This is a genomic window from Methylomagnum sp., from assembly GCF_054333355.1.
In genome coordinates this window covers 1-21,896 of sequence record NZ_JBTEKS010000034.1, presented here as the reverse complement: position 1 = coordinate 21,896, position 21,896 = coordinate 1, and the positions used below count along the sequence as shown (strand labels likewise).

Here is a 21,896-nt window from a genome sequence, read left to right as displayed (position 1 = left end):
GGCGGGGGATTGTGGTTCAGCATGTTTCGTCCAAAGGAGACCGACACACCGTGAGTATCGAAAAACAAGCCGCGAAGGGAGGTCTGTGGCATTGGTTCAAGGAAGTGGTGGGGATTCCCACGGGGCATGATCCGGCACCGCCCAAGCCACCCATTGACGACGAGTCGGATAACAACACGGGCGACACGACGGGCAGTGGCGGGGAGGATTATTACCAAGCCATCGAGAGCGCCTTGAAGGTTTGGATCGGCGACTTCGCCCGTGGCAAGGGTGCGGCGCATCGGCGGATCGCGCCGAATAAGATTTACGCGGTGGAACGGATCGAACTGTATCCGGTCCGGCCCGAACTGGACCGCCTGCTGGCCGAATTCCTGGAGCAATTCGAGCCGGAGGACCGGGTGGGCTGGTTGAAGAGCGTGTTCACCAGCCACCCCAACGCCAACCTGACCGCCGACCGGCTGTATGAATTCGGGCGAGTTCAGGATGGCTCGCGCTCGGACGAGGACATCGCCGACCGGATGGGCAAGGCCGGACGCCATCCCACGTATCTGGTGTTCGAGAAGGGCGATTGGATTGAGCGTCCCGCCGCCCCGCCGCCGCCCCCACCTCGTTCCCCGCATCAAGGCGCTAAGCGCCCATTCCCGCCCGGCACCGCGCTGCTCAGCGTGGAAGTCCTCGACCGGCTCTGCCCGATCACAGGCCAGCCGCGCATGGTTGAATTGGCCGACGGGGACATCGAGATTGGCCGGGAAGGCAATCTCAAGGTGGACGGCGAATTCGTGTCTCGCCGCCACTGCCGCTTGCTGGTGAGCGGAACGGGCGCGACCCTGGAAGACTTGGGTTCGTCCAACGGCACCTATGTAGGCGGACATCCGCTCCCGGCGGGCGAGGTCCGGCCTGTGACGGGCCGGGTGGAGATTCGGCTGGGGTCCGATGGCGTCGCGGAGCCAACCGCCTACGCCAAGTATCCCTTGATCCGCTGCAAGCTGCCCGAGCCGGGCCGCGCCGCTGGCATGGCGACGCCGATTCGTCAGCCCATCGGTCCCCAGGCCACCCCCATCGTAAGCGGGGCGGCCAAGAAATCCGGCGGCGATACCGCACCCGAACGCCCGGCCCCCAGGGCGCTGGCCGAGTTGCTCATCCAGGATCAAGGCGGCAGCCGCCGCCTCGCTATTGAGGCGGTGCCATTCCGGGTGGGTCGTTCTGCGGATTGCGACGCCGTCATCCGTGAGGACAATCATGGCGTGTCCCGCCAACATCTGATGATTGATGGGTTCGACAAGGACGGCGCGAAGGTGCGTCTGGTGGGCAAATACGGTGCCGCCGTGGACGGTCAGACCGTGGCCGAGACCGAATTCCTGTGGCGCTGGAACACGCCCATGGAATTGGCGGTGCGGGTGAAGAGCGATTACCCCCTGACGCCGGTGCTGACCCTCAAGCGGATTGAATAAAGGCGATTCTGGAGTTGCGCGTCATGCCCTTATCCGATGTATCCAGCGAGTCATCCCGGCCCGGCTCGACCGCCACCACGCCCGTGATGCCAGCCCCGGCCCGCGCCCGCTGGTTTCGGGGGCAACCTATCTTGGAATGGGCGGAGACCAGCCGGTGCGGCACCTATCACGCGGTCAACCAGGACGCCGTGCGGGTGGAGCCGCCCCATTTCTTCGGCGTGGCCGACGGGGTCGGGGGCGGCGCTCATGGCGAGGTGGCGAGTCAGGCGGCGTTGGCTCATTGCGCCGGGCTGGACAAATCCCGACGAAACGACCCGGACGCGCTTCGCGCCCATGTCCGCAAAGCCGACGCCGTGGTGCGGCAAGCCATCGCGGAAGTCAGCGATGGGGCGGGCGCGACGACCTTGGTGGGGGTTTGGTTGACCGGCTGGCGCGGCTTCATCGTCCATGTGGGCGACGCCCGCGCCAGCCGGTTGCGGTTCCGGGGCGGCAAGGCCCGATTGGAAGCCCTGACCCGCGACCAGACCTATGGCGAGATGGGCGAAACGCCGCCGACGGGTGGCTCGGCGGGCGATCCGGCGCGGATGATCGGCGTCGGCGCGGTGGGCGACCCGCCCGCGACGCGGCTGCGGTTGGGGCGGGGCGATATTCTGCTGCTGTCGTCCGACGGCCTGCACCGCTATGCCGAACCGTGGGAGATCGAGGCGGCGGCGGAAGAATGGCGGGCCGAGGGGGCGCCGCTTCGGGCCTTGGCGAACCGGCTGGAAAGCTTGGCCCTGGGCCGGGGCAGCCCGGACGACATCAGCATGTTGCTGGTGCGGCGGAATGCTTGGCCGGGCCTGCCCTGGCTGGCGTGGACGGGGATGCTGGCGGCGCTGTTGGCGGTGGCGGTGGGCATGTGGGGCTGGGCGACTTATTTTTCCGGGCGGGGGTTCGCGGGTTACTCGGTGCTGCCGGAGGTGCGCGAGGTGCCGGAACAGGTGTTTTGTCCGCCGCCGTGCCCTCTGGTGGTGGCGCGGTCGGCGTCGAACGAAGGGGTGGGGGGGATTCCGCCCGTGTCGGCGTCGGCGTGCCCTGCGAATGAGCTTGTGGTGCCGGTGCTTGTTCCCGTTGGTCCGCGCTCTGCGGTGGCGGGGGAATGTCGGTCGGTGGTGTTGCGGGGCGAATGAGGGGCGGTTTGTGTTCCCTTTCCAGCGGGGGCGCTGTCATTACCCATCGAACCGGGCCGCATTGCGATGCGGTTTCGCGAAGCTCCACCCATCCTATAAAGATATTCTTTCCTGGAAATCGCCTCGGAGGAGTGTCATCCGTTCCTCCAATCATATTCCGTCGGCCCCGCATGGGACGGACTCAAGCGCATCCGCGTGAATGACAGCGTCCGCTCGTAGATACGGCCCAAATAGGCTCGGGCGGGCCGGTGTTCATGCCCAATGGACAACTCGGTGCTGACCTCAAACACCGTTGGCAGGACCAGCAATTCCGGTTCCGGGCGTAACACCGGGTCGGCGGGCAGCAGCAAGCCCTTGCCCTTGGAAACACCATCGAACGCCCGGACCTCGACCACTTCCACCTTGGGCGCCAGCAACTTCAGGCCGAACCTGAATCCGGTGGGTTCGCGGACCAGCCAGCGGACCGTGCCTAAAAACATGGACTGGCCTTCTTCCACGAGGCCGACCGGCACGCCGATTTGAACATTCAGATGCTCCGCCTCGTCAACAAAGACGCAGTAGCCGGTCGGCCCGGTGTTCAGCAGGTCGCCTTGCGCGGCACCGTCCGTCTTGGGGGAGGGCGGTGCGGCAGGCTCCCAAATGGGATCGCGGGGCGAGACCCAATCCTCAAGAACGATCTGTTCGACCTCCGTCTCGCGCCTCAGCGTCCGTTCGCCCCTCCCGACGCGCCTGGGTGAAAAATCAACCTCGTCCGGGGCAAGTTCGAGTCGGCTGCGGTGGGTCCAGTCGATGGGGGCGAGATGGGCGAGGGGCAGTTCCGAGTCGGCATCGTCCGCCTCCCAGGCGGGCCGGGATAGGAAGCGGATGATTTCCGGCAGCCCCAAGTAAAGGCGGCATTTCTTGTCCACGGGGACGCGGGTCGACTTGCGGAATCTCGCGCCACACAGGCCTTTCGCGAAGACCCGCTTCAAATGCCGATAGTGGGGATCGTCGAAGGGTCCGGCTTGGTCGGGGGGCGGGTCTTTGATGAGGCGGCTAATCAGCGGGGTGGTGTCCAGGAAATACACGCCCGAATCGGCCCCCTGCCCAACCTGGTAGGGAACCGGCGGGCCGTCCCGCCCCGGGTCGATTAGGAAATGGCCGGGCGTTTGATTCGACGGCGGCTGCAAGGCCAGGGAGACACACTCCGCCACGCCGCCGAGCAGGCTGTAGGCGTTGCGCATGTCCCTGGGCCTTAAGCGGCCGCTATCGCCCAAGGCGAATAAGACAATCCGTTTGAACAGGTCGCGCACGGTGCGATGGGGCGGCGGGTTTTCGCCGGTGTCGGTGAGTCCCGCTTGTTCGGCGTGGCCGTAAACCCCGTATACCAGAGGCCAAAATCCTGGCTCCGGGTCTTTGTAAAGCTGGGCCATGCGCAGCAGATAGAGTCCCCAATAACGCAATGAACGGTACGGGGCCGCACTGGTGTCCACTTCGTCGCGGAACCACCAAGCGCCCAGCCGAGGCTTGCGGAGGCAGGCCAGATCGTAGGCCAGGGCCGTTTGCCGATAGAGCTGGGCGCCCAGTTCGGCGCGTTTAACGGCGGGGGGGTGCGGCATGGAGGCTTCCAGCAACGGACCCTCGGTCCGCTCGGCCAGCATCTCCACATAGGGCGCCAGCATGGCGGTCAGCTTGAACCGATTGGCCGGGCGAATATTGCTGCGGGCGTTAAAGGCCCGCAAGGTGAGGAACAAGGCATCGAGGCAATAGCCGGTGTTGGCGAGGGGCAATTCCGCCAGCCAAACCGCGAGCGCGGCGGGTGCCGGGTCGGGCAATGGCAGGTGAATCTCGGGCTTGTCGTAACGGACCATCATTGGGATTGCGTGTGGTGGACCGCCCCGCATCGGCCTGCCACTATTGGGCGCGACTGTGAGTTTGGGCAAAGGACGCAACGCCCGACATTATTGTGGCGGTCAATCGGGTGGGCATCGATGGGTTTGGTTTGCCGTGACATGCTTTCATACTAGACGCTTCCGACACACTAGCCAGCCCGCCGTGCGATTTGCCGTCCCCCTTACCGAAGCCCGCCGGCGATCTGCCCGGCGCTTTGGGTCCGCAAATTGCCCAGGCGCCGGACAGGACAATCGCGCTATGCCGGGAAGCGGCTGTTTTTTCCCTCTCGCCTTTGGGAGAGGGTTAGGGTGAGGGTGTCAAAACGGGATTCCTTCCTTTTTAGCTTGCGCTAGATTTGGCGCCCACGGGGACCCTTGCTTTGAAGCGGCCCGCGTGGACGCGGTATTCCTTATTGTGTTGCCAGGGAGATGGCGGGGGCGGGAATGAACAAGCGGGCGGGGACGGGTTATTCGGCCTTCACATTGGTCTTCAACAGGAAGAACTTGTAGACGACCAGCGCCGTGATGAGTCCGACCAAAATCCAGGAATGGCCGATCATGAACGCGGAGAAGGTGGTTTTGTTGGCGCCCCGCAGCCCCGACAGATAAGGCTTGGACATCAGCAGCATCCAGGCCCAGGCCGGCACCTGATAGGCGATGGCACCGGCCACGGCCCAATGGGTCGATTTCGAGCCGAGTTTCTCGGAGGTCTGGTAGAACCAGTAGGCGATTCCGGCGGTGAGCAGAATCGAGATGAACATGGGCATAGCTAAGCTCTCCTCTTCATTTGATTGGTGTGAGGACCGGCGGTGTCGGCGCCGGTCCCCGCCAGATTACTCCATGACGTGTGTGCGGCGAAAGCGAGGCCGGATGGCGAGGCATAACCTCCCTCCACCAACCCATTCACCCGTATTGAGGGCGCGAAACTTTCTGACGTGTGAAAAAAACGGGATTGGCGCAGAGAACCGGGAGCGGCATTTGAGCGATAAAAACCACTACAATGGCATGATTGTTGGTTAAATCGAAACCAATGCCCAATCCCAACGCCAGGGACATTAACAATGCTTAACAATCCCGACCGCCCCGACCCCGACGCGCTCCTCGCCAAAATCCAACAGGAAGAAGCCCAGGCCCAGCGTGGCCGATTGAAGATTTTCTTCGGCGCGGCGGCGGGCGTGGGCAAGACCTTCGCCATGCTGGAAGCCGCCCGGCAGCGGCAGGCCGAGGGCGTCGACGTGGTGGTGGGCTTGGTGGAAACCCACGGCCGCCTGGAAACCGCCGCCTTGTTGGAAGGGCTGGAAGTCCTGCCCACCCGGAGCACCGAATACCGGGGCGCGGCCTTGCGTGAATTCGATTTGGACGGGGCGCTGCAACGCCAGCCCGCGCTGCTCCTGATGGACGAACTGGCCCACACCAATGTGCCCGGCTCCCGCCATCCCAAGCGCTGGCAGGACATCGAAGAGCTGCTGGACGCGGGCATCCATGTCTACAGCACGCTCAACGTCCAGCACTTGGAAAGCCTCAACGATGACGTCGGCCAAATCGCCGGCATCCGCGTGTGGGAAACGGTGCCGGACACGGTGTTCGAGCGGGCCGACGAAATCGAACTGGTGGACCTGCCTCCCGACGAACTGCTGGCGCGGCTCCAGGGCGGGAAGATCTATCTGCCCGAGCAGATCAAGCACGCCCTCAGTCACATCTTCCGCAAGGGCAACCTCATCGCGCTACGGGAACTGGCCCTGCGCCAGACCGCCAGCCAGGTGGACGCGCAAATGCGGGACTACCGGGAGGATCACGCCATCCGCGAAGTCTGGCAGGTGGGCGAGCGCATTCTGGTGTGCATCGGGCCTTCGCCTCTGGCCGAGCGCTTGGTACGGGCGGGCAAGCGCTTCGCCACGGCGCTCCGTTCGGAATGGATCGTGGCGTATGTGGAAACGCCCGGCTTGCAGCGCTTGCCAGCGGAGCAGCGGGACGCGGTGCTGCGGATGCTGCGGCTGGCCGAGCAATTGGGCGCCGAGACGGTGACGCTGAACTCGCCCAATATGAGTGCGGCCATCCTCGATTTCGCCCGGCAACGGAACATCACCAAGATCGTCATGGGCAAGCCCTCCCGGCGCGGCTGGAAGCGTTGGCTGCTGGGTTCGGTGGTGGACACCGTCATCGCCGAGGCCCACAACGTCAATATGTATTTGCTGGGCGCCCCGCGTGGCACCGGGCAGACCGACGAGGAACCCGCCCTGTACCGGGAGGCTCCACCGCCGGGCTTGCGTGAGCCGTCGGACAAGCGCTGGCGCGAACGCTACGAGCGCTATGGCTCTGCCATCCTCGTCACCGCCGTTTGCACCTTCGTCGCCAAGTTCCTGCTGGGCGGCTTCGATCCCGCCAATCTGGTCATGGTGTACCTGCTGGGCGTGGTGATCGTCGCCTCCCGGTTCGGGCGGGGTCCGTCCATCCTGGCCTCGGTGCTGGGCGTTTCGGCCCTCGACTTCCTGTTTCTCACGCCCCATTACAGCCTGTCCGTCTCCGATGGCGAATACCTCCTCACCCTGGTCGGCATGTTGGCGGTGGGCATGACCATCAGCCACCTCATGGCGAGCGTCCGCTATCAGGCGCGGGTGGCGTCCCACCGGGAGCGGCGGGCGATGGTGCTGTACGCCATGAGCCGGGAACTCTCCGCCGCCCGCAGCGGGGACGATGTGGTGCGGATCGTCGTGCGCCATGTCCACGCGGAGTTCGGGGGCCGCGCCGTGGTGCTGTTTCCCGACGAGAACGCCCGCGTCGTCCATCCACGGGGCAAGCCCTTGGAGCAATCCCTGCGCGGCGCGGATTTGAGCGTGGCGCAATGGGTGTTCGATCACAACGAACCGGCGGGGCAGGGCACCCATACCCTGGCGGGCGCCAGCGCGGTGTATTTTCCCCTGGCGGCGGGCGGTCAAACCTTGGGGGTGCTGGCGATTTTGCCGGTGGGATTGCGGCGGATTTTTCTGCCGGAGCGGCGGCAATTGCTGGAGAACTTCCTGGGCCAGATCGCCCACGCGCTGGAACGGGTCGGCTTGGCCGAGCAGGCGCGGGCGGCGGCGGTGCGGAGCGAGGCGGAACGGCTGCGCAACTCCCTGTTGAGCGCCATTTCCCACGACCTTCAGACGCCCTTGGAGTCCATTGTCGATTCGGCCAGCGCCCTGGCGGAGCGGGGCGCGGCGCTCGATCCGGTGGATGGGCAGGCTCTGGGACGGGCGATTATGGAACAGGCCACGCGCATGTCGGGCTTGGTGACGAATATTCTTGGCATGGCCCGGCTCGATACCGGCGCGGCCCAGTTGAACCGGCAATGGCACGACCTCGCGGACATCGTCAACGCCGCGCTGGGTCGCCTGCGGGAGCGTCTGGAGGGCCGCAACGTCACGGTGAAGCTGGCGCCCGACCTGCCGAAAGTGTGCGTGGACGGGGTGATGATCGAGCAGGTGTTGGTGAATCTTTTGGAAAACGCCGCGAAGTATTCGCCCCCCAACACGCCCATCGAAATTTTCGCGGAAAGCTCCACCTTCACGGTCGGCATCTCGGTGGCCGACCGGGGACCGGGCATTCCCAAGGGGCAGGAGGAGGCGCTATTCGAGAAGTTCCACCGGGCGCACGGAGACAGCACTCATAGCGGGGTCGGCCTGGGGCTGACCATTTGCCGAGCCATCGCCGAGGCCCACGGTGGCTGGATACAGGCGAAGAACCGGGGCACGGGCGGGGCGGTTTTCACGTTTACGCTGCCGGTGGAGCAGGCGGGGCCGGGCGCTGAGCAGGGCAATCGCGCTATGTAATTTTTCTTCCTCTCCAGCGGGAGAGGGTGGGGTGAGGGGGAATGAAAAACAGGTTTTTTCCTTGCTTGGCCTTTCATACCCGCTCGCCGAAGAGATTTTTAAGGAATAAATCATTGTTTGATCCCCCTCACCCTAGCCCTCTCCCGCTGGAGAGGGGACCAAAGAGACATGGCGCGATTGCCCTGGGGCGCTGAGGCTAAGGGTTGATGCAGCGATAAACGTCGTAGCTCTGTTCCCCGTCGATGATGGGACCGCTGGGCACCACCGTATCGCCGCCCATCCCGCCCGCATGGTTGCGGGCCAGACGGTTCAGCTCCTCCCGCACGGTGGACGCGCTACGGGCGAACAGGCCGAGGGTGGCCGCCGTGTTCGAAGTGACATGGCCCAGAGGCTTGCAGCGCTTTATTTCCGAGGACGCCAGGATGCGGACCTTTTCTCCTTCCGGCTTGAGGTCCACCCAAGTGCAGCCCGTCAAAGCACCCGCCAAGGCCGCGCCAGCCAATATTTTTAACAGTTTAGGTAAGGACATCGCCGCTCCATGTGGTGTGGATTGTTGCCAATTTGGGCTATGTTAAACGGATTTCTTAGGGCTTTGGAACAAATCCCAGCGATGACGCAGGGCACCGGGTCGAGTAAAATGCGCCGCTTAATTCGCCCGCAATCTGAACAGCCAGGGACTAGCCGTGGCTTGCTCCCGCTGGTGCCCTAGCCCAAACCTCCCATCGTCGAATGACCAAATACATCTTTATCACCGGCGGCGTCGTGTCCTCCCTCGGCAAAGGCATCGCCGCCTCGTCGCTGGCCGCCATTCTGGAGGCCCGTGGACTCAAGGTCACGCTGACCAAGCTTGACCCCTACATCAACGTCGATCCCGGCACCATGAGTCCGTTTCAGCACGGGGAAGTCTTCGTGACCGAGGACGGCGCCGAGACCGACCTGGACCTTGGCCATTACGAGCGCTTCCTGCGCACCACGATGGGCAAGGTCAACAACTGGACCACCGGCCAAATCTACGAGAACGTCATCCGCAAGGAGCGCCGGGGCGAATACCTCGGCGCGACGGTGCAGGTCATCCCCCACATCACCGACGAAATCAAGCGCGTCATCCGCCTCAGCGCAAAAGGCTACGACGTGGCGATGATCGAAATCGGCGGCACCGTCGGCGACATTGAGTCGCAGCCGTTCCTGGAAGCCATCCGCCAGATGCGGGTGGAACTGGGCGAGGACCGTTGCCTGTTCATCCACCTGACCCTGGTGCCTTACATCGCCGGGGCCGGGGAACTCAAGACCAAGCCCACCCAGCACTCGGTCAAGGAACTCCGCACCATCGGCATTCAGTCGGATATTCTCATCTGCCGTTCCGACCGGATGGTGCCGCAGTCCGAGCGCAAGAAAATCGCGCTGTTCACCAACGTCAGCGAGAACGCCGTCATTTCCGCCATCGACGCGGACACCATCTACCGCATCCCGGCCCTGCTGCACGAGCAGGGCTTGGACGACATCGTGGTGAAGCGGCTCAAGCTGGACGCCCACCCGGCGGACCTGGCCGAATGGCTGGCGGTCGTCGACGCGCTGACCCATCCCGAGCGGGAAGTCACCATCGCCATGGTGGGCAAGTACGTCAATCATTCCGACGCCTACAAATCCCTGTCCGAAGCCTTGATCCATGCGGGGATACGCACCAAGACCAAGGTCAACATCCAGTACATCGACTCGGAGGAGATCGAGGACAAGGGCACGGGTCCGCTGGCGGGCATGGACGCCATCCTAGTGCCCGGCGGCTTCGGCGAGCGCGGCGTGGAAGGCAAGATCGCCACGGTCAAATATGCCCGCGAACACAAGATTCCCTACCTCGGCATCTGTCTGGGGATGCAGGTGGCGGTCATCGAATTCGCCCGCGACGTGGCGGGGCTCGAAGGCGCCCACAGCACGGAATTCCTGCCCAAGACGCCGCATCCGGTCATCGCCCTCATCACCGAGTGGCAGGACGATGCGGGCAATGTCGAGCAGCGCACCGCCAATTCCGATCTGGGCGGCACCATGCGCTTGGGCGGGCAGAAGTGCCGACTGGTGGCGGGCAGCTTGTCCCACAGGGTCTATGGCAAGGATGTCGTCACCGAGCGGCATCGTCATCGCTACGAATTCAACAACCGTTATCTTAAGGCGCTGGAAGAGCGGGGAATGCGGATTTCGGGCAAATCCTTGGACGGTCGGCTGGTGGAGATGATCGAAATCCCCGATCACCCCTGGTTCCTGGCCTGCCAGTTCCATCCAGAATTCACCTCCACCCCACGCGGCGGACACCCCCTGTTCACGGGCTTCGTGAATGCGGCGGGCGAGTATCACCAAACCAAATAGGTCGATTAAATGCAACTTTGTGGCTTCGAAACCGGACTGGACCAACCCTTTTTCCTCATCGCCGGTCCCTGCGTCATCGAGAGCGAGCAACTGGCCCTCGACACCGCCGGGACGCTGAAGGAACTCACCGCCGAACTGGGTATACCGTTCATTTATAAGTCGTCCTTCGACAAGGCCAACCGCTCGTCCCACCAGAGCTTTCGGGGCTTGGGCGTGGAAGAGGGGCTGCGGATTCTCGATAAGGTTAAGCGGGAGATTGGCGTGCCGGTGCTGACCGATGTCCACGAGGATACGCCGCTGGCGGAAGTCGCTAGCGTGGTGGATGTGCTGCAAACCCCGGCGTTCCTGTGCCGCCAGACCAATTTCATCCGCGCCGTCGCCAGCCAGGGCAAGCCGGTCAACATCAAGAAGGGTCAGTTCCTCGCGCCCTGGGACATGAAGAACGTCGCCGACAAGGCCAAGACCACCGGCAACGAGCAGATCATGGTGTGCGAGCGGGGTGTGTCCTTCGGCTATAACAATCTGGTGTCGGACATGCGCTCGCTGGTCATCATGCGGGAGACCGGCTGCCCGGTGGTGTTCGACGCGACTCACTCGGTGCAGTTGCCGGGCGGGCAGGGCAGTTGCTCGGGCGGGCAGCGGGAATTCGTGCCGACGCTCTCCAAGGCGGCGGTGGCTGTGGGGATTGCAGGGCTGTTCATGGAAACCCACCCGGACCCGGACAAAGCGCTGAGCGACGGGCCGAATGCTTGGCCGTTGGATAAGATGCGGGGGTTATTGGAGGTATTGATGGCGCTGGATGGGGTGGTTAAAAAGAGTGGGTTTCTTTAATCGAGTTCTTGGAGAATGGCGATGGCGGCGCAGACGAATATCCAATACGTTTCCGATGGGGCTGGAAATCCGGTGAGTGTGATTGTTCCCATCGACTTGTGGCGGGAAATTGAGTCGGAGCGGGAGACGGCCTACTTGCTGAAAAGCCCAGCCATGAAAGCCCGGTTATTGGAGGCGAAGGCGCGGCAGGATGGTATTTCTCTTGAGGATGCCCGTGCGCAGCTTGGTATTTGATCCGGCAGCTTTTGAGGATTTGGCGTGGTGGGTTAGGGAGGACCGCAAAAAAGCCCTGCGCATTATGAAATTGATTCAGCAAGTCCAAGCTTCGCCGTTTAAGGGAATTGGCAAGCCTGAACCACTCAAACATGATTTATCGGGATGTTGGTCAAGGCAAATTGATGATGAACATCGCTTGGTATATCAGGTTCAAGAAGATTTAATTCGGATATTGATTTGCAGATACCATTACTGATTGGATGGTTGTCATTATGGAATATCCGAAAGAAACCTTTGAAGAGCGCTTAGTCTTTTATCCCGTAGATCTGGGCGATAGTGTTTGTATTGTCGAGCATGTACCCGCCAAGGTATGCCGGGAAACAGGTGAGCTGTTGTTTTCCCCGGAAACGGTGGAGCGCATTCAGCGGATTATTCGGGAGCAATCTGCTCCTGCTCGGGTGATTGAAACGCTGGTTTATGATTTTGCAGCGTAGAAGCCACAGAATAATCGGAGCGAAACATTTATGAACATCGCCGAACTACACAAGCTTCCCAATATCGAGAAGCTCAAGGTAATAGAATCGCTATGGTCCGATTTAACTGCAAACGAAGCAGAGATTCCCGCGCCATATTGGCATGAGGCCGTATTGAAAAATACAGAGGCGGAATACGCGGCGGGCCGAATGGAAGTTCTGGATTGGCAGGAGGCTAAAAAAGAATTGCGCAAGCGCTTCGAATGAAAGTAAGAATACTTCGTTCAGCGGTTGAAGATTTAGCGGACGGAAGAATTTTTTACGAGCGCCAAGAGCAAGGGGTTGGCGATTACTTTTTGGATAATCTATTTGCGGACATCGATTCCCTTGCGATTTATGCCGGTATCCACGAAGTGAAATTTGGATTTTATCGCCAACTGGCTAAACGGTTCCCATATAGTATTTACTATAAGATCATAAGTAATGAAGCCATGGTTTTCCATATCTTGGATTGCCGCTGCGGCCCTAATTGGATTTATAAAACGCTAAGCGGAAAAACTCCTCTTGATTAGCATGTAAGCCGCAGCTTACCGGCCCATAGACCCCCCGCCGGGTATAAGTAAAAAATCACCCATCCCTTTAACCCCAACCAAGGTAACTACATGAGCAAAATCACCCAAGTCAGCGCCCTAGAAGTCCTCGACTCTCGCGGCAATCCCACCGTCGCCGTGGATGTCGTCCTCGAATCCGGTGCCATCGGCACCGCCATGGTGCCGTCCGGCGCCTCCACCGGCTCCCGCGAAGCCATCGAACTCCGCGATGGCGACAAGGGCCGCTACCTCGGCAAAGGCGTGATTCAAGCCGTTGCCAACGTCAACGGCGAACTGAGCGCCGCCGTCATTGGCCTGGACGCGGCGGACCAAGCCGCGCTGGACGCCAAGATGATCGAAGTGGACGGCACCGATAACAAGGGCCGTCTGGGTGCCAACGCCCTGCTCGGCGTGTCCCTGGCCGCCGCCCGCGCCGCTGCCACCGAAGCCGGTAAGCCCCTGTACGCTCACCTCCACAAAGGCGGCGACTTCATCCTGCCCGTCCCGATGATGAACATCATCAACGGCGGTGCCCACGCCGACAACAGCGTGGACATGCAGGAATTCATGATTCTGCCGGTTGGCGCCCCTAACTTCCGCGAAGCCATCCGCTACGGCGCGGAAGTGTTCCACGCCCTGAAGAAGGTGCTGGGCCAGCGCGGTCTCGCCACCGGCGTGGGCGACGAAGGCGGTTTCGCGCCCAACCTGCCGTCCAACGAAGCGGCCATCGAAGTCATCCTGGAAGCCATCAGCAACGCTGGTTACACCGCTGGCAAGGACATCTTCTTAGGATTGGACGTCGCCGCCTCCGAGTTCTACAAGGGCGGCGTCTACGACCTCGAATCCGAAGGCAAGAAATACTCGTCCGAGGAATTCGCCGACTTCTTCTCATCCTGGGTGGACAAGTACCCCATCATCAGCATCGAAGACGGCCTGGACGAGAGCGATTGGGCGGGCTGGAAAGTCCTCACCGAGAAGCTGGGTTCCCGTATCCAGTTGGTGGGCGACGACCTGTTCGTGACCAACCCGAAAATCCTGAAGGAAGGCATCGACAAAGGGATAGCCAACTCCATCCTCATCAAGGTCAACCAGATCGGCACCTTGACCGAGACCCTGGAAGCCATCGCCATGGCCCAGGCGGCGGGTTACACCACCGTGATGTCGCACCGCTCCGGCGAAACCGAGGACAGCACCATCGCCGACCTCGCCGTCGCGGCTTCCACCGGCCAGATCAAGACCGGCTCCCTCAGCCGTTCTGACCGCATCGCCAAGTACAACCGCCTCTTGAAGATCGAAGCCGAACTGGGCGACAAGGCGGTTTACGCGGGCAAGAGCGCTTTCTCTCGGGCGTTCTAAATCTGACCACGGGCCAGCACCGGCGTGAAAAAGCTTATTCTCTTTCTACTGGTGCTGAATGCCCTGCTGCAATACCGGCTGTGGTTCGGCGACGGGGGAATCTACGAACTACACCGGCTGCAAGCCCATATCAAGGAACTCAAGGCGGAGGGCGAGAAGCGTCACGCCCGCAATGCCGCCCTCGAAGCCGACGTGAAGGACTTGAAGGAAGGCACGGACGCCATCGAGGAACGCGCCCGCCAGGAATTGGGCATGGTCAAGGAGGGCGAGACCTTCGTGCAGGTGTTCGATAAGCCCCATCCATTGCCTGAGCCGACCAAGGCGCATCCCGAAGCCAAGGACAAGGACGCCAAACCCGCTCCCGCCAAGAAGCGGAAGGATTAATTCCAACGACCAGGGATAACATCCCTCCAAAGGGATGTTATCCCTACCTCACCCTACCCCCATCTTCATTTCGCCAGGAAACAACCCATGAACCCGCAACGATTCTGGGCCGTGGTCCCCGCCGCCGGTGTCGGCCAGCGCATGGGGGCCGAGGTGCCTAAGCAATACCTCGACGTCCTGGGCAAACCCGTCCTACAACACACGCTGGAACGGCTGCTGTCCGTAGACGACTTCGCCGGTATCGCGGTGGCCCTGGGTGCCGAGGACGGCTACTGGCCGGACCTGCCTTGCGCCAACCATCCCAAAATCCACCGGGCGCCGGGCGGCAAGGAGCGGGCCGATTCCGTGCTGTCCGGGCTGCGCCGTCTGGAAGGGTTGGCCGCGCCCGATGATTGGGTATTGGTCCACGACGCGGCCCGCCTGTGCCTCACGGCGGCGGATGTGGAAAAGTTGATGACCACACTTAAGAGTGATCCGGTCGGCGGCATCCTGGCCCTGCCGGTCAGCGACACGCTGAAAGGCGTGCAAGGCGCGGAGATTGTCGAGACCATCGACCGCAGCCGTATCTGGCGGGCGCTGACCCCGCAAATGTTCCGTTATGGGATGCTACGACTAGCGCTGGAAGACGCGGCACAAGATGGTTCGGTGGTCACGGATGAAGCCAGTGCCATTGAATTAAAGGGATTGCGCCCTAAAATCGTCGAGGGGCGACCCGATAACATCAAGATCACCCGGCCAGAGGATTTACCTCTGGCCGCTTTCTATCTGGAGCGGCAATGTTGCGAATAGGCCAGGGCTACGACGCCCACAAATTCAAGGACGGCGACCACATCGTCATCGGCGGCGTGACCATTCCTCACACGAAAGGCATGGCGGCTCATTCCGACGGCGACGTGGCGCTGCACGCCCTGTGCGATGCGCTGCTGGGCGCGGCGGCATTGGGCGATATCGGCAAGCATTTCCCCGACACCGACGCCGCTTACAAAGGCATCGACAGCCGCGTTCTGCTGCGCCATGTGGTCGGCAAACTCGCCGAACTGGGTTATTCGGCGGTGAACGTGGATGTCACCATCGTCGCCCAGGCACCGAAGATGGCCCCGCATATTCCCACCATGCGGGAGCGCATCGCCGAAGATGTGGGGGTTGCCGTGGACGCGGTGAATGTCAAGGCCACCACCACGGAAGGCATGGGCTTCGAGGGGCGGGGCGAAGGCATTTCCAGCCACGCGGTGGCGCTTTTGCAGAAACAATAATCCAATAATCCAATGAGTTACGCCTTTTATTTGGTTCCCCGTTCGCCCGGCAACGCACTCGCCAAGGCCCGCGCCTACGCCCAGCTCCCGCCGAATTCGGGCGAATTCAATGCCGGGATGCAAGACTTAGCCAAGGAAGCCCGGAAACAACGCTTGGCCGCCGCATTGATCGAGTCCAACTCTCAGCTCGCGCCCATTCGCTTCGGCTATACCGCGATGATCGGCAAGTATGGGATGACGGAGGAGCAGGCCCGGCTCTGCTACCGGGAGTGGGTGTTGGGCGGGTCTCAACGCGGCAATGGGGTCGAAATCGCCCTGTACGACGATGTCGCCGTCGTCGCGCTGCCCTATGCGCGGCCATTCACCATCGGAACAGGCGCGACGGTGGCGGAGGCTTGGCGCTACTTCGAGGTGCTGTCCAACCAGGACAAGTTCGCGATCTACGATGCCCAATTAGACAAAATGCTGGATTTAGCCAAGGACCAAACGGCGGTGGCCCAAGAATACGCCGCCGTTTCCGCCCGGATGGCCAAGCCCGACGAGTTCAAAAAGCCCTGGTGGAAATTCTGGTCCCGATAAATCCAGCCACATTCCTCCCCACACCGATAGATTTCATCGCGCCATGACCACGAACCCGACTTTAGCTTTACCCCATGCCCACGGCGGTCCCGTCGGCACCGGCCAGATCAAGACCGCGCCGGAGGATTTCGTGGTCGAGGAAATCCTCGGCTTCGACCCATCCGGCGACGGCGAGCATGAATTCCTGCGGGTCGAGAAGCGCGGCGAGAACACCGAGTACGTCGCCCGCCAACTGGCCCGCTTCGCCGGGATTCCGGCGCGGAACGTGGGCTATGCCGGACTCAAGGACCGCCATGGCCGCACCATCCAATGGTTCAGCGTGCAATTGCCGGGCAAGGCCGGGCCGGACTGGACGCAGCTTGGCTCCGAGTCGATCCGGGTGCTGGATGTGGCCCGCAACAACCGCAAGCTCAAGAAGGGTGCCGCCTTCGGCAACCGCTTCGAACTGACCGTCCGCGAGCTTGCGGGCGACCGTGCCGCGTTGGAACAGCGGCTCAGCCAGATTGCCGAGCAGGGTGTGCCGAATTATTTCGGCTCGCAGCGGTTCGGCTGGGATGGTCAGAATCTCGAACGGGCGCGGGAATTGTTCGATGGGACAGCGGGCCGGATGGACCCCCACAAGCGCGGCATTTATCTCTCCGCCGCCCGCTCGGAAATATTCAATCAGCTTCTGGCCCGGCGGGTGGCGGATGGCACCTGGAACCGGGCCATCCCCGGCGATGCCTTCATGTTCGGTGACTCGCGCAGCTTCTTCAAAGAAGAATTAACCCCCGACATTCTGCAACGGGTGGCGGACAAGGCCATTCATCCCAGTGGCGTGCTGTGGGGCGTTGGCGAATCCGCCGCCACGGACGAGGCGAGTGCCATCGAACAGGCGGTGGCCGCTGAGTTGGGGGAATTCTGCCGGGGCTTGGAGCAATTTGAAGTCGAGACGGCGCGGCGTCCGTTGCGGCTGTGTCCCGAGGAGATGCGCTGGGAATTCCCGGAATCGGAACCGGCGACCTTGCGTTTAAGCTTCGCGCTGCCCGCCGGGGCGTATGCCACCACCCTGTTGCGCGAATTGGTGGGGACCGATTTTGCGGATGGCTGAGCCAGCTTTCCCCCGGTAGGGTGGGTTAGGCGCACATCACGAGAAACCTAATATCCCCCGTGGGTGTTCCCGTGCGCCGTAACCCACCATCCAAGTTAGCGCGGTGTGTTACGGCCCACGGGAACTGCGCCAACCCACCCTACGGCCCTTACCGAGAATGGCCGGGCAAGCCAGCACGTTACCGGCTAAAATAGCGCCCTTCCCAAACCACACGGAGATACGACCATGTCCGTCGGCCAAATTTGCAATCGCGACACCGTCATCGTCCGCAAGCAAGACGCCATCGTCGAGGCCGCCAAACTCCTCAGGAAGTTCCATGTGGGCAGCGTGGTGGTGGTGGAGGATGTGGAGGGCGGCGTCAAGCCGGTCGGCATCCTCACCGACCGCGATCTGGTGGTGGAAATCCTCGCGGCGGAACTCGACCCCGCCACGGTTTCCATCGGCGACATCATGAGCTACGAACTGACCACCGCCCGCGAGGAAGACGGGGTGTGGGACGTGCTGCAACGAATGCAGTCCAAGGGCGTGCGCCGCGTGCCGGTGGTGGACCCACAGGGCTTGCTGGTGGGCATCCTGACCAGCGACGACCTGCTGGAATTGCTGGCCTCGGAACTCGGCCAACTGGTGAAGGCCATCGGGCGGGAGCGGCAGCGGGAAGCGCAGGTTCGGGGTGGGCAGGGCTGAAACCATGGCCACCGTCACCATTTATCACAACCCCCGCTGCGGCAAGTCCCGCAGCGCCTTGTAATTGCTGCGCGGGCGGGGGATCGAACCCACCGTGGTCGAGTACCTGAAAACGCCCCCCACCGCCGCCGAACTAGACGCCATTCTGAATCAACTCGGACTCGAACCCCGCGCCCTGATGCGCCAGGGCGAGTCCGTGTACAAGGAAGCCGGCCTGGACGATCCCGCTCTGGATCGGGCCGCGCTCATCGCCGCCATGGTGGCGAATCCCATTTTGATCGAACGCCCCATCGTGCTGGCGAACGGCAAGGCCGCGATTGGTCGGCCCCCGGAGAGCGTCCTCGGCATTCTCTAGCATGGTTTCATCCCGGCTGCGTCGTAGGTCGGGCTTAAGCCCGACCTACGCACCACCAGCCGTTCGTTTTTTAGCCTCCATCTACAGACATGACTGAAATTCTCATCCTTTATTACAGCCGTTGGGGCGCCACCTCGGACATGGCGAATCTCATTGCCCGTGGCGTCGAGGAAGTCCCCGGCGCCGTCGCCAAGATTCGCACCGTGCCGGAAATATCCACGGTGTGCGAAGCCACGGCGGACACCATCCCCGAATCCGGCCCGCCCTATGCCACCCTCGACGACCTCAAGGACTGCGATGGCTTGGCGCTGGGCAGCCCCACCCATTTCGGCAACATGGCGGCGCCGCTCAAGCACTTCCTCGACAACACCAGCGCCCTGTGGTTCTCCGGCGCCCTGTCCGGCAAACCAGCGGGCGGGTTCACGTCCACCTCGTCCGCCCACGGGGGCCATGAGGCCACCCTCATCACCATGATGCTGCCCCTGCTGCATCACGGCATGATTCTGGTCGGCATCCCCAGCACCGAGACCGCCCTGCTGGAGACCACCGGCGGCGGCACGCCCTACGGTCCCAGTCGCCACACTGGCAAGGACAAGGCTTTCACCGATGAGGAACGGCAGTTGTGCCGCGCGTTCGGTGCCCGGTTGGCGCGGACGGCCATGGCGTTGAAGGCGGGCGGGATGAAGTAATTTTCGTAGGTCGGGCATGTACTCATGCCCGACGCAAGCTTGCTAAAACAGAGGGATGAGGATGAACAGAGAGATAGCCGAGCTAAAGCAATCCCTGATTAAAGATATGACGGACTATATGAATTTCGGGGGGGCTGAAGATGAACGCGACCCCGACTATGATCCTGACTTCGACGCGGGGTATACCCAGGAGCATATCGACCGTTGCGGCGAGATTATCGACCACCACCTTTCCGCGCTGGCGAAAGCCCCGGATGCCGGCCGCCATCAATACATTATGAATGCCGTCAAAGCGGCGGTGCTTGAGCTAAATAAGCTGAACGAAGAGTGCGAGGGCGGATTGATCGAAACCGACCAGCGCGAGCAATTGTGTGAATTGATTACCGTGGCGGCGAATCAGGCGGGGCTGGTTTCTGACGAGGAAGACATTACGGGGGAATGGCGGGAGTGGTGAGCCTCGTCTCGAACGGTAAAGGATGAACCCATGCCCCAACAACTCCCCCTGCCGTTCAGCTTCAACCCAGAACTCGGCTTCGGGCAGTTCCATCCGGGGGCGAACGCCGAGCCGGTCGGTCACTTGCAGCGCACGGCGGTGGACGAAGGCGAACGCCTGATTTTCCTGTGGGGCGAGACGGGCGCGGGCAAGACCCATCTGCTCAACGCCTGCTGCAAGACGGCCTCCCAGCGACGGCGCAGTGTCTCCTTCCTACCCTTAAGCATCTTCCTGGATTACGGACCCGAAACCCTGGACGGTCTGGAACACCAAGACCTCGTCTGTCTCGACGACCTGGAAGCGGTAGTCGGCCACGACGCTTGGGAAACCGGCCTGTTCTCCCTGTTCAACCAGTTGCGGGAAGCGAACCGCAGCTTGATCGTCACGGCCAAGGCACCGCCAACCCAATTGCCCATCCGCCTGCCCGATCTCCAGACCCGCTTCGGCTGGGGGCTGACCCTCCGGCTCCATCCTTTGGCCGACGCTGACAAGCTCGCCGCCCTCGAACTCCACGCCCGTTCACTAGGACTGGAACTTCCACCCCAGGTCGGAAAATTCCTGCTGGCCCATTACCGCCGCGACCTGCCGGCCCTGCGGGAATTGCTCGACCAACTGGACCACGCCACCCTCGCGGCCAAGCACCGGCTGACCATTCCTTTCGTCAAAACCTTTCTGGGAGAAACCGCATGAAAGTCCTCGTTATAGGCACCGGCGCCATTGGGAGCTTTTACGGATCGCTGCTCGCCAGGGCCGGCGCCGAAGTCTCGGTGGTGGCCCGCTCCGATTACGAGCACGTCCAGGCCCACGGCATCGAAGTCCTGAGCGAAACCAAGCTGGGTCACTACCATTTCCGGCCCGCCGCCGTGGTGCGCGACGCCGCCGAACTGGCGGAGAAGCCCGATTACGTGCTGCTCTGCGTCAAGGTGGTGGAAGGCGCCGACCGCGCCGCGTTGCTGCGGAACGCGCTCGGCCCGAACACCGCCATCGTGCTGGTGTCCAACGGCGTTGAAATCGAGGACGACATCGCCGCCGCGTTCCCGGACCACGAGCTTATCAGCGGGCTGGCCTTCATCTGCGTCACCCGCGCCGCGCCCGGCGAAATCTGGCATCAAGCCTACGGACGCTTGGCGCTGGGTAATTACCCGAGCGGCCTGTCCGACAAGACCAAAGCACTCTGCGAAGCCTTTGAAAAGTCCGGCATCAACGCCGCCGCCAGCCCCGACATCGTGACCGCTCGCTGGCAGAAATGCGTGTGGAACGCGCCGTTCAGCCCCTTGTCGGTGCTGTCGGGCGGACTCGGGACCAACGACATCCTGTCCAGCCAGGAGCCGTTGGTCCGGGCCATCATGGAAGAGATTGGCCGCATCGCCGCCGCCTTGGGTCACGCCTTGCCGCCCAACATCGTTGATAGGAACATCGACAGCACCTACAAAATGCCGCCCTACAAGACCAGCATGTTGTTGGATTTCGAGGCCGGTCGGCCCATGGAAACGGAAGCCATCCTGGGCAACGCGGTCAGGGCGGGACGCCGGGCGGGGATGGAGATTCCCTATTTGGAATCCATTTACGCGCTGATGAAGCTGCGGGAATTGAAACTAAGCCAAGAGCCTGATTAGGCAATTTCCGAAAAAGAGCTTACCCATTAAACGCCCCAACCCCCCTTATCAGGGGGGCTTTTTTCCCTCCCCTGATAAGGGGAGGGCTGGGGAGGGGTTTTTGTGGGTATCCGGGTTGGGTATGTTCATTTCAGGAAACCGCCTTAACATCAATGCGCCGTGTTGAAGTTAGGGTTCCGGCGAACTAAATTCATGTGAGTTACATAATTTGCCTTCACTGCCTAGAGGCGTCCATCATGAGCGAACACCGCGAATTTTTCCGAAAAAAACTAAACGCCCCCGCCTATCTGTTTGAGCCGACCGGGGAAATCTTGTTTCACGTCAGGGACTTATCGCTGGATGGCTTCCAGGGACATTTTGAATTCGCGCCTGATTGCGAAGTGGGCGATTTGCGGCATGTCCGCATCCCTGAACTGGAAATCAAGCGCGCCGCCACAGTGATGTGGATCGAGCCGGAGGAGGAGGGGGGGTATCTTGTGGGCTTCTTTTTCAGCAAGCCGGCTTGACAGAGTGGACTTGCCGGAACCCGAGAAACCGTGGGCAACGATCAGTAAGGATGGGTTTTCGACGGCAAAACGCTCGGCCAGATTGGCGTAGTCGATGTAATTGATAGAGGCCTGCCGGACGAC

At 62.1% G+C, this 21,896-nt stretch carries 26 protein-coding genes; 23 read left to right on the top strand and 3 right to left on the bottom strand.

The genetic code is table 11. The features are described from left to right. Positions 1-50 precede the first annotated feature (50 nt). Together ACXWUF_RS04820 and ACXWUF_RS04815 are read left to right on the top strand one after the other, a co-directional pair. Positions 51-1,451 carry an FHA domain-containing protein gene (locus ACXWUF_RS04820; RefSeq protein ID WP_458493530.1) on the top strand — a complete coding sequence of 467 codons (1,401 nt, stop codon included), beginning with the start codon at positions 51-53 and terminating at the stop codon, positions 1,449-1,451. 23 nt (positions 1,452-1,474) lie between these two features. Further along, positions 1,475-2,620 (top strand): PP2C family protein-serine/threonine phosphatase, encoded by a 1,146-nt coding sequence (locus ACXWUF_RS04815; RefSeq protein WP_458493529.1) that lies wholly within the window; start codon positions 1,475-1,477, stop codon positions 2,618-2,620. Positions 2,621-2,754: 134 nt separating this feature from the next. Here ACXWUF_RS04815 and ACXWUF_RS04810 read toward each other — a convergent pair whose 3' ends face one another. Further along, entirely contained in the window at positions 2,755-4,473 is a 1,719-nt protein-coding gene (locus ACXWUF_RS04810) for a hypothetical protein (protein ID WP_458493528.1), read from the bottom strand. 485 nt (positions 4,474-4,958) lie between these two features. Then, complete coding sequence (locus tag ACXWUF_RS04805; protein WP_458493527.1) at positions 4,959-5,258, bottom strand: hypothetical protein; 300 nt, start codon at positions 5,256-5,258, stop codon at positions 4,959-4,961. Positions 5,259-5,552: 294 nt separating this feature from the next. Here ACXWUF_RS04805 and ACXWUF_RS04800 point away from each other — a divergent pair, with 294 nt between their 5' ends. Beyond that, positions 5,553-8,300 carry a DUF4118 domain-containing protein gene (locus tag ACXWUF_RS04800; RefSeq protein WP_458493526.1) on the top strand — a complete coding sequence of 916 codons (2,748 nt, stop codon included), beginning with the start codon at positions 5,553-5,555 and terminating at the stop codon, positions 8,298-8,300. Positions 8,301-8,496: 196 nt separating this feature from the next. On the opposite strand, the gene ACXWUF_RS04795 is transcribed toward ACXWUF_RS04800, so the two are convergent. Next, positions 8,497-8,829: a DUF4156 domain-containing protein gene (locus ACXWUF_RS04795; protein ID WP_458493525.1), complete on the bottom strand. Its 333-nt coding sequence runs from the start codon at positions 8,827-8,829 to the stop codon at positions 8,497-8,499. A gap of 200 nt (positions 8,830-9,029) precedes the next feature. On the opposite strand from ACXWUF_RS04795, the gene ACXWUF_RS04790 reads away from it, so the two are divergent. From ACXWUF_RS04790 to ACXWUF_RS04695, 20 genes are all read left to right on the top strand, one after another. Further along, on the top strand, positions 9,030-10,658 hold the full coding sequence (locus ACXWUF_RS04790; RefSeq protein ID WP_458493524.1) for a CTP synthase: 1,629 nt from the start codon (positions 9,030-9,032) through the stop codon (positions 10,656-10,658). Between the two features lie 9 nt (positions 10,659-10,667). Then, a complete protein-coding gene (gene kdsA / locus ACXWUF_RS04785; protein WP_458493523.1) occupies positions 10,668-11,489 on the top strand; it encodes a 3-deoxy-8-phosphooctulonate synthase in 822 nt (273 codons plus the stop codon). Between the two features lie 21 nt (positions 11,490-11,510). Continuing rightward, positions 11,511-11,723 carry a hypothetical protein gene (locus tag ACXWUF_RS04780; protein WP_458493522.1) on the top strand — a complete coding sequence of 71 codons (213 nt, stop codon included), beginning with the start codon at positions 11,511-11,513 and terminating at the stop codon, positions 11,721-11,723. After that, complete coding sequence (locus tag ACXWUF_RS04775; RefSeq protein WP_458493521.1) at positions 11,704-11,961, top strand: Txe/YoeB family addiction module toxin; 258 nt, start codon at positions 11,704-11,706, stop codon at positions 11,959-11,961. The genes ACXWUF_RS04780 and ACXWUF_RS04775 overlap by 20 nt, the downstream gene beginning before the upstream one ends. A 16-nt stretch (positions 11,962-11,977) precedes the next feature. Next, on the top strand, positions 11,978-12,199 hold the full coding sequence (locus ACXWUF_RS04770) for a hypothetical protein (protein WP_458493520.1): 222 nt from the start codon (positions 11,978-11,980) through the stop codon (positions 12,197-12,199). 30 nt (positions 12,200-12,229) lie between these two features. After that, a complete protein-coding gene (locus ACXWUF_RS04765; protein WP_458493519.1) occupies positions 12,230-12,445 on the top strand; it encodes an addiction module protein in 216 nt (71 codons plus the stop codon). After that, a complete protein-coding gene (locus ACXWUF_RS04760) occupies positions 12,442-12,750 on the top strand; it encodes a type II toxin-antitoxin system RelE/ParE family toxin (RefSeq protein WP_458493518.1) in 309 nt (102 codons plus the stop codon). The genes ACXWUF_RS04765 and ACXWUF_RS04760 overlap by 4 nt, the downstream gene beginning before the upstream one ends. Positions 12,751-12,840: 90 nt before the next feature. After that, positions 12,841-14,124: a phosphopyruvate hydratase gene (eno, locus tag ACXWUF_RS04755; protein ID WP_458493517.1), complete on the top strand. Its 1,284-nt coding sequence runs from the start codon at positions 12,841-12,843 to the stop codon at positions 14,122-14,124. A gap of 24 nt (positions 14,125-14,148) precedes the next feature. After that, positions 14,149-14,508, top strand: a complete 360-nt coding sequence (gene ftsB, locus ACXWUF_RS04750; RefSeq protein WP_458493516.1) for a cell division protein FtsB — start codon at positions 14,149-14,151, stop codon at positions 14,506-14,508. An 87-nt stretch (positions 14,509-14,595) separates the two neighbouring features. Beyond that, complete coding sequence (gene ispD / locus ACXWUF_RS04745) at positions 14,596-15,297, top strand: 2-C-methyl-D-erythritol 4-phosphate cytidylyltransferase (RefSeq protein ID WP_458493515.1); 702 nt, start codon at positions 14,596-14,598, stop codon at positions 15,295-15,297. Continuing rightward, a complete protein-coding gene (gene ispF, locus ACXWUF_RS04740; RefSeq protein ID WP_458493514.1) occupies positions 15,285-15,761 on the top strand; it encodes a 2-C-methyl-D-erythritol 2,4-cyclodiphosphate synthase in 477 nt (158 codons plus the stop codon). Before ispD ends, ispF begins: the two co-directional genes overlap by 13 nt. A 12-nt stretch (positions 15,762-15,773) precedes the next feature. Beyond that, positions 15,774-16,340 carry a hypothetical protein gene (locus tag ACXWUF_RS04735; protein ID WP_458493513.1) on the top strand — a complete coding sequence of 189 codons (567 nt, stop codon included), beginning with the start codon at positions 15,774-15,776 and terminating at the stop codon, positions 16,338-16,340. A gap of 43 nt (positions 16,341-16,383) precedes the next feature. Beyond that, positions 16,384-17,430 carry a tRNA pseudouridine(13) synthase TruD gene (gene truD, locus ACXWUF_RS04730; RefSeq protein ID WP_458493512.1) on the top strand — a complete coding sequence of 349 codons (1,047 nt, stop codon included), beginning with the start codon at positions 16,384-16,386 and terminating at the stop codon, positions 17,428-17,430. A 225-nt stretch (positions 17,431-17,655) separates the two neighbouring features. Next, on the top strand, positions 17,656-18,114 hold the full coding sequence (locus ACXWUF_RS04725) for a CBS domain-containing protein (RefSeq protein ID WP_458493511.1): 459 nt from the start codon (positions 17,656-17,658) through the stop codon (positions 18,112-18,114). A gap of 64 nt (positions 18,115-18,178) precedes the next feature. Next, positions 18,179-18,469, top strand: coding sequence for an arsenate reductase (glutaredoxin) (gene arsC, locus ACXWUF_RS04720; RefSeq protein WP_458493510.1), 291 nt, complete (start codon positions 18,179-18,181; stop codon positions 18,467-18,469). 89 nt (positions 18,470-18,558) lie between these two features. After that, a complete protein-coding gene (gene wrbA / locus ACXWUF_RS04715; RefSeq protein ID WP_458493509.1) occupies positions 18,559-19,158 on the top strand; it encodes an NAD(P)H:quinone oxidoreductase in 600 nt (199 codons plus the stop codon). A 61-nt stretch (positions 19,159-19,219) separates the two neighbouring features. Continuing rightward, positions 19,220-19,612, top strand: a complete 393-nt coding sequence (locus tag ACXWUF_RS04710; RefSeq protein ID WP_458493508.1) for a hypothetical protein — start codon at positions 19,220-19,222, stop codon at positions 19,610-19,612. 30 nt (positions 19,613-19,642) lie between these two features. Then, positions 19,643-20,341, top strand: coding sequence for a DnaA regulatory inactivator Hda (gene hda, locus ACXWUF_RS04705; protein WP_458493507.1), 699 nt, complete (start codon positions 19,643-19,645; stop codon positions 20,339-20,341). Continuing rightward, positions 20,338-21,267, top strand: a complete 930-nt coding sequence (locus ACXWUF_RS04700; RefSeq protein WP_458493506.1) for a ketopantoate reductase family protein — start codon at positions 20,338-20,340, stop codon at positions 21,265-21,267. The genes hda and ACXWUF_RS04700 overlap by 4 nt, the downstream gene beginning before the upstream one ends. A gap of 236 nt (positions 21,268-21,503) precedes the next feature. After that, positions 21,504-21,773, top strand: a complete 270-nt coding sequence (locus ACXWUF_RS04695) for a PilZ domain-containing protein (RefSeq protein WP_458493505.1) — start codon at positions 21,504-21,506, stop codon at positions 21,771-21,773. The last annotated feature ends 123 nt before the right edge of the window (positions 21,774-21,896 follow it).

What these genes read in the sequence shown, in the direction of transcription:
- ACXWUF_RS04790 (WP_458493524.1), top strand. Translation starts at nt 9,030, where the DNA reads ATGACCAAATACATCTTTATCACCGGCGGCGTCGTGTCCTCCCTCGGC.
- ACXWUF_RS04810 (WP_458493528.1), bottom strand. Translation starts at nt 4,473, where the DNA reads ATGATGGTCCGTTACGACAAGCCCGAGATTCACCTGCCATTGCCCGAC.
- ACXWUF_RS04695 (WP_458493505.1), top strand. Translation starts at nt 21,504, where the DNA reads ATGAGCGAACACCGCGAATTTTTCCGAAAAAAACTAAACGCCCCCGCC.
- ispD (WP_458493515.1), top strand. Translation starts at nt 14,596, where the DNA reads ATGAACCCGCAACGATTCTGGGCCGTGGTCCCCGCCGCCGGTGTCGGC.
- ACXWUF_RS04700 (WP_458493506.1), top strand. Translation starts at nt 20,338, where the DNA reads ATGAAAGTCCTCGTTATAGGCACCGGCGCCATTGGGAGCTTTTACGGA.
- ACXWUF_RS04815 (WP_458493529.1), top strand. Translation starts at nt 1,475, where the DNA reads ATGCCCTTATCCGATGTATCCAGCGAGTCATCCCGGCCCGGCTCGACC.
- ACXWUF_RS04710 (WP_458493508.1), top strand. Translation starts at nt 19,220, where the DNA reads ATGAACAGAGAGATAGCCGAGCTAAAGCAATCCCTGATTAAAGATATG.
- ACXWUF_RS04780 (WP_458493522.1), top strand. Translation starts at nt 11,511, where the DNA reads ATGGCGGCGCAGACGAATATCCAATACGTTTCCGATGGGGCTGGAAAT.
- ACXWUF_RS04770 (WP_458493520.1), top strand. Translation starts at nt 11,978, where the DNA reads ATGGAATATCCGAAAGAAACCTTTGAAGAGCGCTTAGTCTTTTATCCC.
- ACXWUF_RS04760 (WP_458493518.1), top strand. Translation starts at nt 12,442, where the DNA reads ATGAAAGTAAGAATACTTCGTTCAGCGGTTGAAGATTTAGCGGACGGA.
- eno (WP_458493517.1), top strand. Translation starts at nt 12,841, where the DNA reads ATGAGCAAAATCACCCAAGTCAGCGCCCTAGAAGTCCTCGACTCTCGC.
- ACXWUF_RS04800 (WP_458493526.1), top strand. Translation starts at nt 5,553, where the DNA reads ATGCTTAACAATCCCGACCGCCCCGACCCCGACGCGCTCCTCGCCAAA.
- ACXWUF_RS04735 (WP_458493513.1), top strand. Translation starts at nt 15,774, where the DNA reads ATGAGTTACGCCTTTTATTTGGTTCCCCGTTCGCCCGGCAACGCACTC.
- ACXWUF_RS04805 (WP_458493527.1), bottom strand. Translation starts at nt 5,258, where the DNA reads ATGCCCATGTTCATCTCGATTCTGCTCACCGCCGGAATCGCCTACTGG.
- truD (WP_458493512.1), top strand. Translation starts at nt 16,384, where the DNA reads ATGACCACGAACCCGACTTTAGCTTTACCCCATGCCCACGGCGGTCCC.
- ispF (WP_458493514.1), top strand. Translation starts at nt 15,285, where the DNA reads ATGTTGCGAATAGGCCAGGGCTACGACGCCCACAAATTCAAGGACGGC.
- wrbA (WP_458493509.1), top strand. Translation starts at nt 18,559, where the DNA reads ATGACTGAAATTCTCATCCTTTATTACAGCCGTTGGGGCGCCACCTCG.
- ACXWUF_RS04725 (WP_458493511.1), top strand. Translation starts at nt 17,656, where the DNA reads ATGTCCGTCGGCCAAATTTGCAATCGCGACACCGTCATCGTCCGCAAG.
- kdsA (WP_458493523.1), top strand. Translation starts at nt 10,668, where the DNA reads ATGCAACTTTGTGGCTTCGAAACCGGACTGGACCAACCCTTTTTCCTC.
- ACXWUF_RS04795 (WP_458493525.1), bottom strand. Translation starts at nt 8,829, where the DNA reads ATGTCCTTACCTAAACTGTTAAAAATATTGGCTGGCGCGGCCTTGGCG.
- hda (WP_458493507.1), top strand. Translation starts at nt 19,643, where the DNA reads ATGCCCCAACAACTCCCCCTGCCGTTCAGCTTCAACCCAGAACTCGGC.
- ACXWUF_RS04765 (WP_458493519.1), top strand. Translation starts at nt 12,230, where the DNA reads ATGAACATCGCCGAACTACACAAGCTTCCCAATATCGAGAAGCTCAAG.